12 protein-coding genes are annotated in these 15,507 nt (G+C 68.2%); 5 read left to right on the forward strand and 7 right to left on the reverse strand.

Annotated elements, in window-relative coordinates; all coding sequences use genetic code 11:
• Positions 1–2 precede the first annotated feature (2 nt).
• The gene (locus AT701_RS13770; RefSeq protein WP_058126027.1) at positions 3–1,733 is read right to left on the reverse strand and encodes a PE-PPE domain-containing protein; all 1,731 of its coding nucleotides are present in this window, start codon (positions 1,731–1,733) and stop codon (positions 3–5) included.
• An 85-nt stretch (positions 1,734–1,818) separates the two neighbouring features.
• Positions 1,819–4,110 (reverse strand): molybdopterin guanine dinucleotide-containing S/N-oxide reductase, encoded by a 2,292-nt coding sequence (locus tag AT701_RS13775; RefSeq protein ID WP_058126028.1) that lies wholly within the window; start codon positions 4,108–4,110, stop codon positions 1,819–1,821.
• A 257-nt stretch (positions 4,111–4,367) separates the two neighbouring features.
• Between AT701_RS13775 and AT701_RS13780 the strand changes: the two genes are divergently transcribed.
• Entirely contained in the window at positions 4,368–6,803 is a 2,436-nt protein-coding gene (locus AT701_RS13780) for an LGFP repeat-containing protein (RefSeq protein ID WP_058126029.1), read from the forward strand.
• A 9-nt stretch (positions 6,804–6,812) separates the two neighbouring features.
• On the opposite strand, the gene lexA is transcribed toward AT701_RS13780, so the two are convergent.
• Positions 6,813–7,544, reverse strand: a complete 732-nt coding sequence (gene lexA, locus AT701_RS13785) for a transcriptional repressor LexA (protein WP_058126030.1) — start codon at positions 7,542–7,544, stop codon at positions 6,813–6,815.
• A gap of 263 nt (positions 7,545–7,807) precedes the next feature.
• Here lexA and AT701_RS13795 point away from each other — a divergent pair, with 263 nt between their 5' ends.
• Positions 7,808–8,353 (forward strand): LysM peptidoglycan-binding domain-containing protein, encoded by a 546-nt coding sequence (locus tag AT701_RS13795; RefSeq protein ID WP_081319469.1) that lies wholly within the window; start codon positions 7,808–7,810, stop codon positions 8,351–8,353.
• 161 nt (positions 8,354–8,514) lie between these two features.
• On the forward strand, positions 8,515–8,967 hold the full coding sequence (nrdR, locus tag AT701_RS13800) for a transcriptional regulator NrdR (RefSeq protein WP_011728556.1): 453 nt from the start codon (positions 8,515–8,517) through the stop codon (positions 8,965–8,967).
• 18 nt (positions 8,968–8,985) lie between these two features.
• Here nrdR and AT701_RS13805 read toward each other — a convergent pair whose 3' ends face one another.
• The 3 genes from AT701_RS13805 to AT701_RS13815 are packed head-to-tail and all read right to left on the reverse strand — an operon-like array spanning position 8,986 to position 11,796.
• A complete protein-coding gene (locus tag AT701_RS13805; RefSeq protein ID WP_011728557.1) occupies positions 8,986–9,675 on the reverse strand; it encodes a PhzF family protein in 690 nt (229 codons plus the stop codon).
• 35 nt (positions 9,676–9,710) lie between these two features.
• Entirely contained in the window at positions 9,711–10,733 is a 1,023-nt protein-coding gene (locus tag AT701_RS13810) for an alpha/beta fold hydrolase (RefSeq protein WP_003894129.1), read from the reverse strand.
• 49 nt (positions 10,734–10,782) lie between these two features.
• Positions 10,783–11,796, reverse strand: coding sequence for a proteasome assembly chaperone family protein (locus tag AT701_RS13815; protein ID WP_029104188.1), 1,014 nt, complete (start codon positions 11,794–11,796; stop codon positions 10,783–10,785).
• Positions 11,797–11,976: 180 nt separating this feature from the next.
• On the opposite strand from AT701_RS13815, the gene AT701_RS13820 reads away from it, so the two are divergent.
• Positions 11,977–12,831, forward strand: coding sequence for a trypsin-like serine peptidase (locus AT701_RS13820; RefSeq protein WP_223495534.1), 855 nt, complete (start codon positions 11,977–11,979; stop codon positions 12,829–12,831).
• Between the two features lie 4 nt (positions 12,832–12,835).
• Here the strand turns inward: AT701_RS13820 and sthA are convergent, their stop codons facing one another.
• Entirely contained in the window at positions 12,836–14,242 is a 1,407-nt protein-coding gene (gene sthA, locus AT701_RS13825; RefSeq protein ID WP_179945952.1) for a Si-specific NAD(P)(+) transhydrogenase, read from the reverse strand.
• 175 nt (positions 14,243–14,417) lie between these two features.
• On the opposite strand from sthA, the gene AT701_RS13830 reads away from it, so the two are divergent.
• A complete protein-coding gene (locus tag AT701_RS13830) occupies positions 14,418–15,479 on the forward strand; it encodes a DUF4192 domain-containing protein (RefSeq protein WP_014877482.1) in 1,062 nt (353 codons plus the stop codon).
• The last annotated feature ends 28 nt before the right edge of the window (positions 15,480–15,507 follow it).

Consider the following 15,507-nt stretch of genomic DNA (forward strand, 5'->3'; position numbering starts at 1 on the left):
GGTCAGGCCGCGTCCTTCGCGTCGGACGCCGCCTTGGTGTCCTTCGCGTCGGTGGTGGCCTTCTTCGGGTTCGAGCCGCCCTTGGCCGGGCGGTCGATGCCCAGCGCCTTGCTGACCGACTTCACGAGATCGCGGACCGGATGGCCTTTGATGCCAAGGGCTTTGCGCAGTGACGGCAGTTGGGCCTTGCCGGAGGTACCGGTGCCTGCCGTCATGCCCTCGTTCGGCTTGGCGATCGGGCTGATGCGGATCAGCGGCTTACCGTTCGCCTTCGGGGTCTCGACCGCGTCGGTGTCGGCGGGTGCGGTAACTTCGGGCGCCGCGGCCGCCGTGACATCGCCCGTGACCGTGCCCTGATCCGTGGGCTGGTCGGTGGGCTGGACCGGTTCGGTGCCCGTGTCGGTGGTCTTGACGTCGACTTTCGGGTCGACAGTCTTGACGTCGACTTTGTTGGTGTTCTTGCCGACGACGTCCGTGACGGCCTGGATGCGATTCTCGGTGTCACCGGTCTGAGGGGCCGGCGCCTGGACCGTCGCGGTGACCGTGGGGCCGGTCGACCCGGGCAGCGGCGTGAGGCCCGGCGTCAGTGCCGCGTTGATGCCTTCGGGGATGTCGTTGATGAGGTCGCTCACCAGCTTGACCAGATTGATGCGGGGGATCAGCCCGGCCGGGGTGGGCCTGCCGTAATTGGTCCGGTCGTAACCGGTTTCGATCAGGGTCTGGGTGAGCGGTGAGATCAGGTCGACGATCGGGATGATCAGCGCCGAGGTGCCCGTCGCGGCGCCGAGATCCAGCAGCGGCTGCATGATGGGCAGGGTCTTGGCGGGCAGCGTCACGTAGATCGTGTCGCCGTGGCGCTGGCAGTGGTTGGCTGCCGTGCACCCGTCGGGCGCATTGGCGGCCTCGATCGCCATTTTCACCTCGTCCGGGGTGTAGCCGTACGGCGTCGCGGTCGGGGGCTCGTCGTCGTCGGGCGCCAGATACGTGCCGTGCACGTACCAGAACCCGGCCAGGGCGTTCGCGGTCGCCAGCAGGTTCAGCGGGTACGCCGGGAAGTCGACGACGCCGTCGTACATCAACGCGAAGTCGGTGGCGCAGTGGGTGCCGTCGGAATGCTCACACGTGTCGGTGGGCGTCGGGTTACCGAAGGTCGCGTCGAGGATCGGCACCGTGCCGAGGAACGCGAGCCGTTCGAAGAAGCCGCCGTTGGGGCGCTGCGGGTTGCCGATGAAGAAGAAGTTCAGGTGATCGGCGTTGTCCGGGTTGTCGAGGTTGCCCTTGACGATGCTCGCCACCGTCGCGCCCTGCGAGTACCCGAAGATCGAGATGTCGTCGGTGTCGGTGAAGTCGGGATTCACCAGCACGTTGTTGTACCGGGTGGTCAGGCTGGTGACGCCGCTGCCCACCGACACGTTCCACTTGGCGCCTTCGAGCCCGCCCCAACCTGGCAGCGGGATCGGCCAGAACTGGGCGATGTAGGGCACCGCGATGGGCGGTTCGCACCCGCCGACGCAGTCGCCACCCGGGACCAGGTAGTGGTTGACCGCGTTCTCCATGTAGTTCTGCACGACAGCCGGGTTGGGGGTGCCCGTACCCGGGACGATCAAGGCGTACGTGGCCACCAGGCGCACGGCCGACGAGATCGTCGACGCGAACGCGAGTGCCACGGTGCCGATCAGCACCACCAACGTGATCAGCAGTGTCCGAGAAACCGAACGTGCGTGAGTACCCATCGGCCCGTGTCTCCTTCTGCCGAATCAGCAAAAGGAATCTTCGCACCAGAGGGCGATTGTCACGTGGAAACGCGAAAAGTTTCCGTCAGCGCAACGTGCGGATCACCGGTGGCTCATGAGCCCGGACCGGTGGGACGGGTCCGGAAAACTTCTCGATCTCGACGAGGACGTGCGCGCCCGTGCAACCCTTGGCCAGTGACGACGTGCCGACATCATCGGTGAGGACGTTCGGATTTCCGTGCAAACACAAAGAATCCGGATCGGCGGGATCGGCCGGGTCATACCATGCGCCGGTCGCGAGTTGCACCACGCGCGGCAGCACGCCGTCGTCGATCACCACCCCGGCCAGGCACGCGCCGCGGTCGTTGAACACCCGCACCACATCACCGTCGGTGAGGCCGCGGGCGGCGGCGTCCGACGGGTGCATGCGGACCGGTTCGCGCCCTTGGACTTTCGAGGACTGGCTGGTCGCGCCGCCGTCGAGCTGGCTGTGCAGCCTGCTCGCGGGCTGATTGGCCAGCAGGTGCAACGGATACCGGCGGGCGCGTTCGCCGCCCAGCCATTCGGCCGGCTCGTACCAGCGGGGGTGGCCCGCACAGTCGTCGTAACCGAAGCTGTCGATGTCCTCGGAGAAGATCTCGATGCGTCCGCTCGGTGTGCCCAGCGGATGTGCCTGCGGGTCGGCGCGGAAGTCCTCGAACAGCGTCAGTCCGGTGTCGGTGGGCAGCTCCACGTGGCCCGCGGCCCAGAACTCGGCGAAGCTCGGGACCGCGAAATCCAGCCCGGCGGCCCACTTCTCGTACAGATGCACGAGCCATTCCCACGCAGTGCGGCCCTCGGTGAACTGCTCGCCGAAGCCCAGTCGTTCGGCGAGCGCCGAGAAGGTCGTGTAATCGTCGCGGGAGTCGGCGTACGGTTCGGCCAACTGCGGCATGGCCACCAGCAGCGGATCGTTATTTGACCCCGAGAAGTCGTTGCGCTCGAACGACGTTGTCGACGGCACGACGATGTCGGCGTGCTTGGCCATCGCCGTCCAGTACGGATCGTGCACCACGATGGTGTCCACGCGGCCCAGCGCGCGGCGCAGCCGCGGGATGTTCTGGTGGTGGTGGAACGGATTGCCGCCCGACCAGTACACGCACTTGATGTCGGGGTAGGTGAGCCGTAAACCGTTGTAGTCGAACGGCTCACCGGGATGCAGCAGCATGTCGGTGACGGCCGCCACCGGGATGAACGTCCGCACCGGGTTGGGGCCCTGCGGCAGCGAGGGCAGGCGGCACCGCAGCGGCGCGAGTCCGGGTTCGTTCATCGAGCCGTAGCCGTGGCCGAATCCGCCGCCGGGAAGCCCGATCTGGCCCAGCATCGCGGCCAGCGTGACACCCATCCACGGCGCCTGCTCGCCGTGGCGCGTGCGCTGCAGCGACCAGCTCACCGTGACGATGGTGCGCTCGGCGGCCATCCGGTGCGCCAGTGCCCTCAGGGTGTCGGCGCTCAAACCGCTGATGTGTGCCGCCCATTCGGGAGATTTCGCCACGCCGTCGTCGTGGCCGAGCAGATAGCGTTCGAAGCGTTCGTATCCCGTGCAGTGGGTGTCGAGGAACTCGCGGTCGGCCAGGCCCTCGGTGGCGAGCACATACGCCAGCCCGAGCATCACCGCGACATCGGTGCCGGGACGCAGCGCCAGCCACTGGCAGTCGCCGTCGACGTCGTCACGCAAAGGACTGAACGACACGATGCGTCCGCCGCGGCCGCGGAAACGCCGCAGCGCGTCGCGCATCGGGTGCGCGGAGGTGCCGCCGTCGTTGATACCCGTGTTCTTCAGCGGCATCCCGCCGAAACACACCATCAGACCGGTGTGTTCGACGATGACATCCCACTGGGTCGAGCGTTTGAACAGGTCGTCGTGTGTGCCGACCACGCGCGGCATGATCGCCCCGGTGGCGCCCAGGCTGTAGGAGTGGCGCGAAAAGGTGTAACCGCCAAGCATCTTCAAGAAGCGGTGCACCTGGCTCTGGGCGTGGTGGAACCGGCCGGCGCTCGACCAGCCGTAGGACCCGCCGTAGATCGCCTCGTTGCCGTAGGTGTCGACCACGCGCCGGAGTTCGGTTGCGAGCAGGTCGGTCAGCTCGTCCCAGGACACCGCGACGAACTCGTCGGCACCGCGCTCGGTGCTCGGTCCCGGGCCGTCACGCAGCCATCCGCGCCGCACGGCCGGGCCGGTGATGCGCGCGCGGTGCCGGATCGAACCGGGCATGTTCCCCAGCAGCGGTGACGGATCGGCGTCGTCGGGGGGTGGGTTCACGGCCGCGATGTCGCCGTCGACGATCTCAGCGGAGAAAACCCCCCAATGCGTGAGGCTCGTGGGGGAGTGCGGCATACCGCGAGTTTACGGTCGCCCGTCGGGCGTCGTGCGTCCACCGTGACGCCGCCGATTCCGGCTCATCCGGGCGCACGTAACCTGGACTGCTGTCTGCGCGGATTTCCTTCTGCAGCCGATTTTCGGAAGTATTACACCGAATTTGTCCGAGTTTTTTGGTCAAGATCGGCGATGGTCCTTTGTAATCGGAGCTTGCTGACGCAGAGTTGTCGGCGAGATAGATTTCGGGGAGCTTTGCCGAGCTAGCGGGAGGGTGCATGACGAGGCCGGGAGCGAAGCTGAACACCGCTGTTCGGCGGCTGACGATCGGCCTGCTCGCAGTCGCCCTTGCGGGACTGCTGGTGCCGTCGGTCGCGGCTGCGACGCCGGAGTCCGACGCCGACGCGGCGATCAACTCCGCATGGGAGGTCAGCGGCGGCGACGGCGGCCCGCTGGGACCCCGGCAGGGTGATGTCTACGCGATCGGCGCGGGATTCGGCCAGGACTTCACCGGCGGCAAGATGTTCTTCACCCCCGACACCGGCGCCCACTACGTCCAGGGCGCGATCCTGGAGAAGTACGAAGCGCTGGGCGGCCCTGCCGACAGCGATCTCGGGTTCCCGACCATCGACGAGGGCGCCGGACGCGCACCCGACAGTCGCAACTCCACGTTCAGCGCCCCCGACAATCCGGTGATCTTCTGGACCCCCGACACCGGTGCGCGCGTGGTGCGCGGCGCGATCAACGCCGCGTGGGACAAGCTCGGCGGTTCGGCCGGCGTGCTGGGTGTGCCCGCCGACGACGAGACCTACGACGGCGACGTGGTGCGCCAGAAGTTCACGGGCGGCGAGCTGTCGTGGAACCGGAAGACCAAGGCGTTCACCACGGTTCCGCCCGAACTCGCCGATCAGCTGAAAGACCTTCAGATCCCGGATGATCCGGCCTCGGCGATCGCCGCCGCGCGCCGCGCGGCAGGCGGCCCGATGGGCCCGCTCGGCGCAAAGGACGGCGACGTCTACAAGATCGGCGACGCGGGCGGCCTTGGCCAGAACTTCGCGGGCGGCAAGATCTTCTACAGCCCGGAGACCGGCGCCAACGTGATCAGCGGCCAGGTCCTCGAGAAGTACGAGAGCGTCGGCGGCCCGCAGGGCGATCTGGGTTTCCCGACCAGCAGCGAGGACGAGGGCGGGCTGGGCCCGAACAGCCGGATCGCCACGTTCGCGGCCCCCGACAAGCCGGTGATCTTCTGGACACCCGACTACGGCGCCGTGATCGTGCGCGGCGCCATGAACGCGGCGTGGGAGAAGCTCGGTGGCGCGACCGGGACGCTCGGCGCGCCGACGGCCGACCAGACCGAGGACGGCACCGTCATCACCCAGAAGTTCAGTGGTGGCGCCATCTCGTGGGACCGCGCCGACAACACCTTCACCACCGAGCCGTCGAACCTGGCGTCCGAACTGGCGGGGCTGCAGATTCCCGGGGCCGAGCAGGCGCCGCCGCCGGCGGCCGAGGCGCCACAGGCCGAAGACGAGTCCAAGCCGTTCTCGTGGCACTGGAGCTGGTGGTGGCTGGTCGCGCTGATCCCGGTGCTGCTGCTCGCCGGGCTCGTGGTGGGTGCGGCGCTGTGGCACCGGCGCCGCAACCGCGACGACGGATTCGACCACGAACCGTTCGACGACGACCACTACGACGATCGGCATGACGATCGGCACGACGATCGCTACGGCGACTCCTACGAGGACCGTTACGACGACGGCCCGCACGACGACGGTCCGCACGACGACCGTGCGCCGCACACCGACTACCGCGAAGGCCGCTTCGACGCCGACCGCTACCGCGACGAGGACGCTGCGGGAGTTTCCGATGCGGATCCGTACGCGCCCGACGCCGACACCCGCGCCGACACCCTCGACGACGCCGTGACATCGCGGTTTGCCGATCCCTACCACGAGAACGAGACCGCCGGGTCGCCGTTCGACGGCCCGACCGACGTCTCGATGCCGATCAGCCAGTGGGCCGCCCCCGGCGACCGTCCCGGCGAGGACCAACCCGAGAACCCCGAAGAGCCGGCGCAACGGGACGATTTCGGAGACGACTTCGACCATGCCGAGGACGACGCGTTCGAACGCGACGAGGCCGACGACGAGTTCGACGACGACCGCGAGGACGACGACTTCGACACCGACGAAGATCTGGCCGACCGTGCCGACGTCGAGGCGGACCTCGAAGATGATCTGGAAGACGACCTCGAAGACGACTACGAGGACGATCTCGACGAGGAAACCTCCGGTGGGGCAGGAGCCGGGACCGCGGCCGCCGGAGCGGCGGCCGCGGCAGCTGCTGCGGCGAGCACGTTCGGCGGGCCGGTGCCGGTCGGCGCGGGGTTCAACCGTCCGGCGTTCGAGGAGCAGGAAGACCCCGACAATGTCGACACCGCACCGACGCGAGTGGTGACGCCCGCGGATCTGCGCAGTGACCCGCCGAGCGGGCGCCACGCGGCGATCGAATTCGACGAACCGATTCCGAGTGCCACCGCGCTTCACCTGCCCCTGGACGATCCGCAGGAGGCTCCCGACGGCTATCCGATCAAGGCGGACACCAAGACCGGCATGTACTGGGCGCCCGACAGTGCGGACTATGAGGACGCGGTCGCCGAGATCTGGTTCGCCAGTGAGGAGTTCGCCCGCACGAACGGATTCGTACGGGCGAACTGACAGCCGCGGTCAGATCTTGCGGATGACGGTGACGACCTTGCCCAGGACGGCCGCGTCGTTGCCGGGAATCGGGTCGTAGGCCGGGTTGTGCGGCATGAGCCACACCTGACCGCGTGCGCGCTTGAAGGTCTTGACCGTGGCCTCGCCGTCGATCATGGCCGCGACGATGTCGCCGTTGTCCGCGACGTTCTGTTGGCGCACCACCACCCAGTCGCCATCGCAGATCGCGGCGTCGATCATCGAGTCGCCGACGACCTTGAGCAGGAACAGCGAGCCCTCGCCGACCAGTTCCCGCGGCAGTGGGAACACGTCCTCGACGGCCTCCTCGGCCAGGATCGGACCGCCTGCGGCGATACGCCCCAGAACCGGCACGAACGTGGGTTCCGGTAGCGCGTCGGAGCCCGCGACGTCGGTGGTGACCACGGCAGCGGCCGCCGGATCGTCGGCCGCGCGGACATCGACGGCCCTGGGCCGGTTGGGATCCCTGCGCAGATACCCCTTGCGTTCGAGGGTGCGGAGTTGGTGGGCCACCGAAGAGGTGGACGTGAGGCCGACGGCGTCGCCGATCTCTCGGATGCTCGGTGGGTAACCCCGACTGGTCACCGAGGCGCGGATGACCTCGAGGATGGTGCGCTGACGTTCTGTGAGGCCGTTGTCGACGGCGCGGCGCCGACCGGCGCCGTCCGCATCGGCCGGGCTTTCGGTACTGCCGTCCGTGAACTCGCCGGTGTCGTCGCTCATGGCGCCGAATCTAATACCTGTCCGAACATTAATCAAACATGTGTTCGAGGCGTGTCGCCGCGCTGACGTCGAAGGATGGCTCGCGTGGGGGTGTCCTGGGGCTGTTCGGAGGCGCGTGCGATGCGGTCGCGGCCGACGCCGCCCGGAGTTGTCGGTACCCCGTTCTATATTTCGCAACAGTTCGATCACACGTTCTATCCTTCGAACATGTGAGCGACTATATTCGAACACAGGAGCGAATACGCCGGACGAAAGGCAGTCAGATGGCCATCCTCGACATCCCCGTCGACATTCCCGTCGCAGCGAACGTGGCCACGCGCCGCACGGGCGGTGCCGGCGCACGCGCCGCGGCTGCGCGGACCCCGGATCGAGGTTCTGTCCGGACCGTGCCTGCGTCTCGGCGTGTGCGGCCGCGCGGGGAGCGTCCGGTGCGCCGTCCGCAGCCCGGCCGTCCCGGCGGTGCGGCCCTGCGTCACCGCGGCACCGGTGTCCTGATGTCCCGCGCGTCGCATCGTCGCCCGATCACCCCGGCCACCACGGTGGTGCTGGCCCTGGTCGCCGCCGGTATCACGGTGTGGCTCGGTCTCGTCGCGCAGTTCGGCGGGGTGCTGGGCTCGTCGGCGCCGGTCTCGGTGCCCAGTGAGCTGGCCGTCGTGCAGGTGCAGTCGGGGGAGACGTTGCAGCAGGTGGCCCGCCGCGTCGCGCCTGACGCCCCGGTCGCCGCGGTGGTCCAGCAGATCCGTGACCTCAACCAGTTGGAGTCCGCCGCGCTCGACGCCGGGCAGACGCTGATCGCCCCCGTCGGCTGAGGCTCGAAATGGGCGGTGAATCGGCCTGGCAGGCAATACCGCTCGCCGGCGAGATGCGCCGATATGCGCCACTGCAGACGGCGGTGAGTCAGCCGCGACCGACACAGGTACGCTCAAGAGCGCTCGAACTGTTGGTCTGGCGGCGTGACGAAGGAGCGGTGATGCATTGTCCGTTCTGCCGTCATCCTGATTCCAGGGTGGTCGACTCCCGCGAAACCGATGAGGGGCAGGCCATCCGGCGACGACGCTCGTGCCCCGAGTGCGGCAGGCGTTTCACCACGGTCGAGACCGCGGTGCTCGCGGTGGTCAAGCGTAGCGGCGTGAGTGAACCGTTCAGCCGCGAGAAGGTCATCCGCGGAGTCCGGCGCGCATGTCAGGGCCGCGACGTCGACGACGACGCGCTCAACGTCCTGGCGCAGAAGGTCGAGGACGCCGTGCGTGGCCTCGGCACCCCCGAGATACCCAGCCATGAGGTCGGTCTGGCCATCCTGGGACCGTTGCGTGAACTCGACGAGGTCGCCTACCTGCGCTTCGCGTCCGTGTACCGGTCGTTCTCGTCCGCCGAGGATTTCGAGCGGGAGATCGAGGCGCTCCGCGCCCACCGCGGTGCGTAGAGGTGTGCCCAGAGCCGCCTAGAGTTCGAGCTGCCTGGTCCCGTCGTTGACCACCCGGCCCGCCACCTGAACCCAGCCCTCCGGGCTCCACCTGGTGCGAATCACCGAGCCCTTGCCCTGCACGATCGTCAGATCCCGGCTCAGATAGTCGGTGATCCGGACCGCGGCCGCGCCGGTCGCCTCATCCTCCCGGATGCCCAGGTTCGTCGCGAACATGCGGGATCGCAGGACGCCCTCGTTCTTGTCGCTCCACGTCCACAGATAGTGCTGGACGTCGTCGTCGTAGTCGTCCGGGTCGGCGGACATCAGTTCCTCGGCGGAGGGCAGGTCGTAGATCGCGAACTCCGGCGCCCATTCCGAACGTGCGCTGATCGCGGCGAGGTCGCCGTCGTAGGTCACCTGCACGATGCCCGCGGGAACCTGCAGCGTCTTGATGGGCCTGCCGATGTCCCGGAGGTACCACGCCGCGCCGACAGTGGGATGCCCGGCGAAGGGCAACTCCGAGGCCGGCGTGAAGATGCGTGCGTGGGCGGTGTGGCTGTCGGGTCCTGGGAGATCGATGAATATCGTTTCGCTGTAACCCAATTCCTTGGCGATGCGCTGCCGGTCTGCGGGATCCACAGTGCTGTTGTCGACCACGCCGAGCGGATTGCCGAACTTGCCGTCGGAGTCGGTGAAAACTCGCAACACGGTCACGTCGATGGCCATGACACGATGCTACGTGCCTGAAACGGCCCGTACGGTCAGGTTGCGCTGCGCTCGTCGACGCCCATCGCCTCGATGACGGCGACCTGCGTGTCGAGGGACCCGCTCATCGTCGAGCGGTTGGCGCCCGTGCGCAGCAGATCGCGCAGTAGATCCTGGTCGTACACTGCGGGTTCGGTGGAATCGATGAACTGCTCGACGACCTCGACGAAACGGTCCGGGTCGTCGTGGAACGGAAAATGCCCGGACCCCTCGAAGATCTCCAACCGGGAACCGGGCATCGCGGCGTGGGCCATCTCGGCATGGCTGACCGGGATCACCGAATCGCAGTCGCCCCAGATGAGCTGCACCGGAACGGATTCGGTCAGATAACAGCGGTCGAGCATGGTCACGACCTGGCCGCGCCAGTCCACCACGGCCCGCAGTGTGCGGGCGAACGCCGACGACGCGGTCGGTTCCGGCAGGTCGGCGAGGATACGGAGCATGTCGGGGATGTCGCGGCCAACGCCGGTCGACCCGAACACGGTGCCCGCCACCTTGCCCGCGATCTGCAGGGACGGCAGCACCAGCGGAAGGCGCAGCAGGGCGAGCGCCTCGCTGCCCATCGGCAGCGACGCGATGCGCAGCGCCACGTTGACGTCCTTGGTGACGCCGCCCGCGCCGACGAGGATCAACCGGTCGACGAACTGGGGGAACTGGTAGGCGAACTGCATGGCGACGCCGCCGCCGAGGGAGTGCCCGACGACCGTGACCCGGTCGATGTCGAGCACGCTGAGCAGATCCCGCATGCCGTTGGCGTACGCGGCCACGGAGTAGTCGGCGCGCGGCTTGTCGGACCGCCCGTGCCCGAGCAGATCCGGCGCGATGACCGTGAAGCGCTGCGCCAGGGTGGACTGCACGGTGTGCCACGTCGTCGAGTTGTCGCCGATCCCGTGGATCAACAGGATCGCCGGGCCGGACCCGGCGATGCGGAACGCCCGCCGGTAGCCGTGGATCGTGCGGAACTCCAGCCTGGGGCTGACCTCACGTACCGTGCGCAGGTTGGGCTTTCGCTCGGTCATGTCCGTCAACCTCGCCCTCAGCCCTGATCGGGCACGTCGTCAGTGGTTGTCACCGTTCCCCGAATCCGTCCCCGAACCCCTCCCCGTGGCCGTCCTTGTACTTGTCGTCCTTGAACTTCTCGCCGGCCTGCTGCGCGAGGAACCGCTCGAACTCGGCGCCCAGTTCGTCGCCGCTGGGCAAATCCTCGTCGCGAGCGAGCAGGGATCGGTTCTCCTGCGCCGCAATGAATGCATCGTACTGGCGCTCGAGCGCACTCACCACTTGGGCGACCTCGGGGCTGGCCTCGACCTGCTCGTTGATCTTGGTGTACACCTCGGCTCCGGCCTCGGACAGTGCGGCGAGCGGCAATTCCAGCGAACCGGTCCTGGCCACCTCGGCCAGCAGCGCCTCCGCCGCGGGCGGGTACGCCGTCTGTGCCAGGTAGTGCGGCACGTGCACGGTGAATCCGACCACCTCGTGGCCGTGCTGGGCCATGCGGAACTCCAGCAGGTTGGACACGCTGGCAGGCACCTGCACCTCGCCCACCCACGGCGTGTGTTCGGCGATGAGTTCCTTGTTGTTCGAGTGCGCCGTCAGGTTGACGGGCCGCGTGTGCGGGACGGCCATCGGGATGGTGCCAAGGCCGATCACCTGGCGCACGCCGAGCTGTTCGGCCAGCAGACGCACCGCGGTGATGAAACGCTCCCAGCGCAGGTCCGGTTCGAGGCCGGCCAGCAGCAGGAACGGTGTGCCGACGGTGTCGTGCAGTGCGTACAGGTTCAGTTCGGGCTCTTCGTACGCGGTGAAGTGGTCGGTCTTGAACGTCATGAGGGGGCGACGCGACCGGTAGTCGAGCAGTTCGTCGATCGCGAACGACGCCACGAGCTCGGTGTCGAGCGACTTCTTGAGGTGCTCGGCGGCAAGCCGTATCGCGTGGCCCGCGTCGGAGAACCCCTCCAACGCGTGGATCAGGACCGGCCCGCGGCCGTCCGACGATGACAACTGTGGCGCGGGAAACTCAAGCTCGTACATCCCGCTCTGGTCGGGTTGATAGCGCTGTTGTGGGTTTTCGTTGTCTGCCATCCGTCTCGTCTCCTCGTCACGGCAGCCCGGCCCCGGGCCTTGCTGGAACCACGTACCGTGCCACCTAGTGTCGCGCATTCCGGTCCGGCAGGCGCGCGCCGCCCCGCATCTTCCTTCGAACAGATGCGCCCGGTCCCGCATTCCGTCCGCGCCCATGCTGGTCAGGCAATATCGATTGGTATGAGAACGCGTCGACCTGCGGTGTCGCACCGGGCCCGGCTCACCGGGCCGGCCGGTGCGGTGGTGATGGTGCTCACCATGGCGGCATGCGCAGGCGGGGCGTCCGACCGCACTGCCACCTCCACCGGGGTACCCGACCCCGGCCCGATCTCACCCGGTGTGGCAAAGGCGGAATCTTTTCCTGCATCTGTGCACCCCGCCGTCCCGGATCCGCGGATCGGTGCCTTGTTCCTGGGCGGGGGACCGGTGCACACCTGCACCGGCACCGTTCTCGACAGCCGGACGCAGGACCTGGTCCTGACAGCCGCGCACTGCCTGGCCGACGGTGTCGACACGACGTTCGTGCCCGGATTCGACCCGGCGGCCGCGGATACCGACCCGTGGCACGTCACCGCCGTCTACCTCGACCCGCGCTGGCTCGCCGATCAGGACGAGCAGGCGGACTTCGCGATCGTGCGTGTCACCCGCCACGACGGCACGACCATCGAGCAGCAGGTCGGTGGTGGGCTGGCGCTCGCGTCGGCTCCCGCTGCGGGGACCGCGGTGGCCGTGACGGGATACCTGGTGGGTGAGGGCGGCGCATTGACCTGCCGCGGTGTCACGACGATGGCCGACGACGGGTTTCCTTCGCTCGAATGTGCCGGTGTGGCAGACGGTTTCAGCGGAGCGCCCTGGGTGACGGGATCCGCGGTGGCCGGGCTCGTCGGGGGACTCGACGGCGGCGGGTGCGACGAGGACACGTCGTACTCGCCACGGTTCGACGGGGGTGTGGAGCGGCTGCTGGCGCGTGCGGAGGCGGGGGATGCCTCCGATGCCGGGGACGCCGCGCCCGCGGCCGACGCACCCGCCTGTTGAGGTTCTACGTCCGGAACCGGCTGAGCGCGCGCAGCTTGTTCATCACGTCCAGCGCGGCGACCTTGTAGGCCTCGGAGAACGTCGGATAGTTGAACACCGCGTCGACGAGATATTCGATGGTGCCGCCGCAGCCCATCACGGCCTGGCCGATGTGCACCATCTCGGTCGCGCTGGTGCCGAAGATGTGCACGCCGAGCAGGCGCAGGTCCTCGGTCGAGACGAGCAGTTTGAGCATGCCGTACGAGTCGCCTGCGATCTGACCGCGCGCGAGTTCGCGGTAGCGCGACACCCCGACCTCGTACGGGATGGCGTTCTTGGTCAGGTCCACCTCGGTGGCACCGACGTAGGACACCTCGGGGATCGAGTAGATGCCGATGGGCTGCAGATCGGTCATGCCCTTGGCCGGTTCGCCGAACGCGTGATAGGCGGCCAGCCTGCCCTGGTCCATCGACGTGGCGGCCAGGGCCGGGAACCCGATGACGTCGCCGACGGCGTAGATGTGGTCGACCTTGGTCTGGAAGTTGCTGTCGACCGTGATGCGCCCGCGTCCATCGACCCCGAGTCCCGCGTTGGCCAGATCGAGGTGCTCGGTCTGGCCCTGCCGCCCCGCGGAGTACATGACCGTGTCGGCGGGGATCTGCTTGCCGCTGGCGAGCGTGGTCACGGTGCCTGCGGAGCCCACGTCGACGGCGGTGACCTCCTCGCCGAAGCGGAACGTGACCGCCAGGTCGCGCAGGTGGAACTTGAGCGCCTCCACGATCTCCGGATCGCAGAATTCGAGCATGTTGTCGCGCTTCTCGACGACGGTGACCTTGGTGCCGAGCGCGGCGAACATCGACGCGTACTCGATGCCGATCACCCCGGCGCCGACGACCACCATCGATGCGGGCAGGGACACCAGGTCGAGGATGCCGTCGGAGTCGAGCACCCGTCGCTCGTCGAACTCGACGCCCGCAGGCCGTGCGGGTTTGGTGCCGGTGGCGATGACGATGTACTCGCCTCTGACCATCGTGCGTTCACCGTGCGAGGGTTCCTCGACGAGCACGGTGTGCGGGTCGACGAAGCGCCCGTGCCCGCTGATGATGTCGACCCGGTTGCGCATCAACTGGCTGCGGACGACGTCCTGCTCCCGGCTGATCACATGCTGTGTGCGGGCCATGAGGTCCGCCGGGGTGATCTTCTCTTTGACGCGGTAGCTGGCCCCGTACAGTTCGCGCTGGTTCATCCCGGTGAGGTAGACGACGGCCTCACGCAGCGTCTTCGACGGGATCGTGCCGGTGTTGACGCACACCCCGCCCAGCATCTGGCCGCGCTCCACGACCGCCACACTCTTCCCGAGTTTGGCGGCTGCGATCGCCGCTTTCTGCCCGCCCGGTCCTGACCCGATGACGACCAGGTCGTACTCCAGCATCGAACCCATGGTCAGTGTGTACGCCGCTGTCGGCGCGCGTGCACGCCGGAGACGCGCAATGGCGCGTGAACAGTTTGTTTCGGAAGTTGTCCCCAGAGCCGATTTCGTCCACAGCCACTCGTCGCAGCCGGTTTTCGGGGTGAACGGCGTCGGCGCCGGTTGCCACGGTCGGCACATGACACCTTCACCGCACACACCGGATTTTCGTATCAACCGGCCCGGATCGTTGATCGCGGCGCTGCCCGCCGTGCTCGGGTTCGTGCCCGAGAAGTCCCTGGTGCTGGCCACCATCGAGAGTGGCGAGCTGGGATGTGTTCTGCGCACCGATCTCTCACTCGCCATGCGCGAGGGGACGGCTCACCTGGCCGAGGTGGCCGCCGCAGGCGAACCGCACGCCGTGATCGCGGTCATCGTCGACGCCGACGGCGCGGACTGTGTGCACTGCCACGAGAACCACGCCACCCTGGCCGAGGATGTCGCGATCGAGCTGAGCGCACGCGGTATCGAACTGTTGGCGGTTCACGTCGTCGACCGCATCGACGCGGGCGGGCGCTGGCACTGCGCCGACGGCTGCGGACGCAACGGGGTTGTCGAGGATCCCTACGCCTCACCGCTGGCCCTCGCTGCCGTCCTCGACGGTCGTCGGCTCTACAAGCGCAGGGCCGACCTGCAGGCCGTCGTCGCCGCCGACCCGGTACGTGCGGAGAAGATCGCCGAGGCCATCAGCGCGGTCGCGCCGCGTTCAGGACGCCGCAGGCTCTCGGCGGTCCGGGCGGACATCAACGCCGCGATCACCGCGGCCGCACGTCTGGCCGACGGGCGCACCCTGACCGTGCGCCAGCAGGCCCGGATCGCCCTGGCGTTGACCGACACACGGGTCCGCGACACGCTCTACGCGCTGGCCATCGGGGAGACCGCCGGACAGGCCGAGTCGCTGTGGGCCGAGCTGTCCCGGTCGCTGCCCGCCCCGTGGCGCGTGGAAGCGCTTGTGCAGCTCGCGTTTTCGGCCTATGTGCGTGGCGACGGACCATTGGCGGGCATCGCGTTGGACGCCGCGTTGCGGTGCATTCCCACGCACCGCATGGCGAGCATGCTCGACACCGCGTTGCAGTCCGGGATGCCGCCCGATCAGGTGCGTGAACTCGCGCTCACGGGGTACCGGCAGGCCGAGCGTCTCGGCGTGCAGTTACCGCCGCGCAGAACATTCGGCGACGGTCTGCGGTCGGCGGGTGCCTGAGGCGGCCGCCGCAAGGCCTCCGCGGCGG

Origin of the sequence: Mycolicibacterium smegmatis, from assembly GCF_001457595.1 — a bacterium.
GTDB lineage: Bacteria > Actinomycetota > Actinomycetes > Mycobacteriales > Mycobacteriaceae > Mycobacterium > Mycobacterium smegmatis.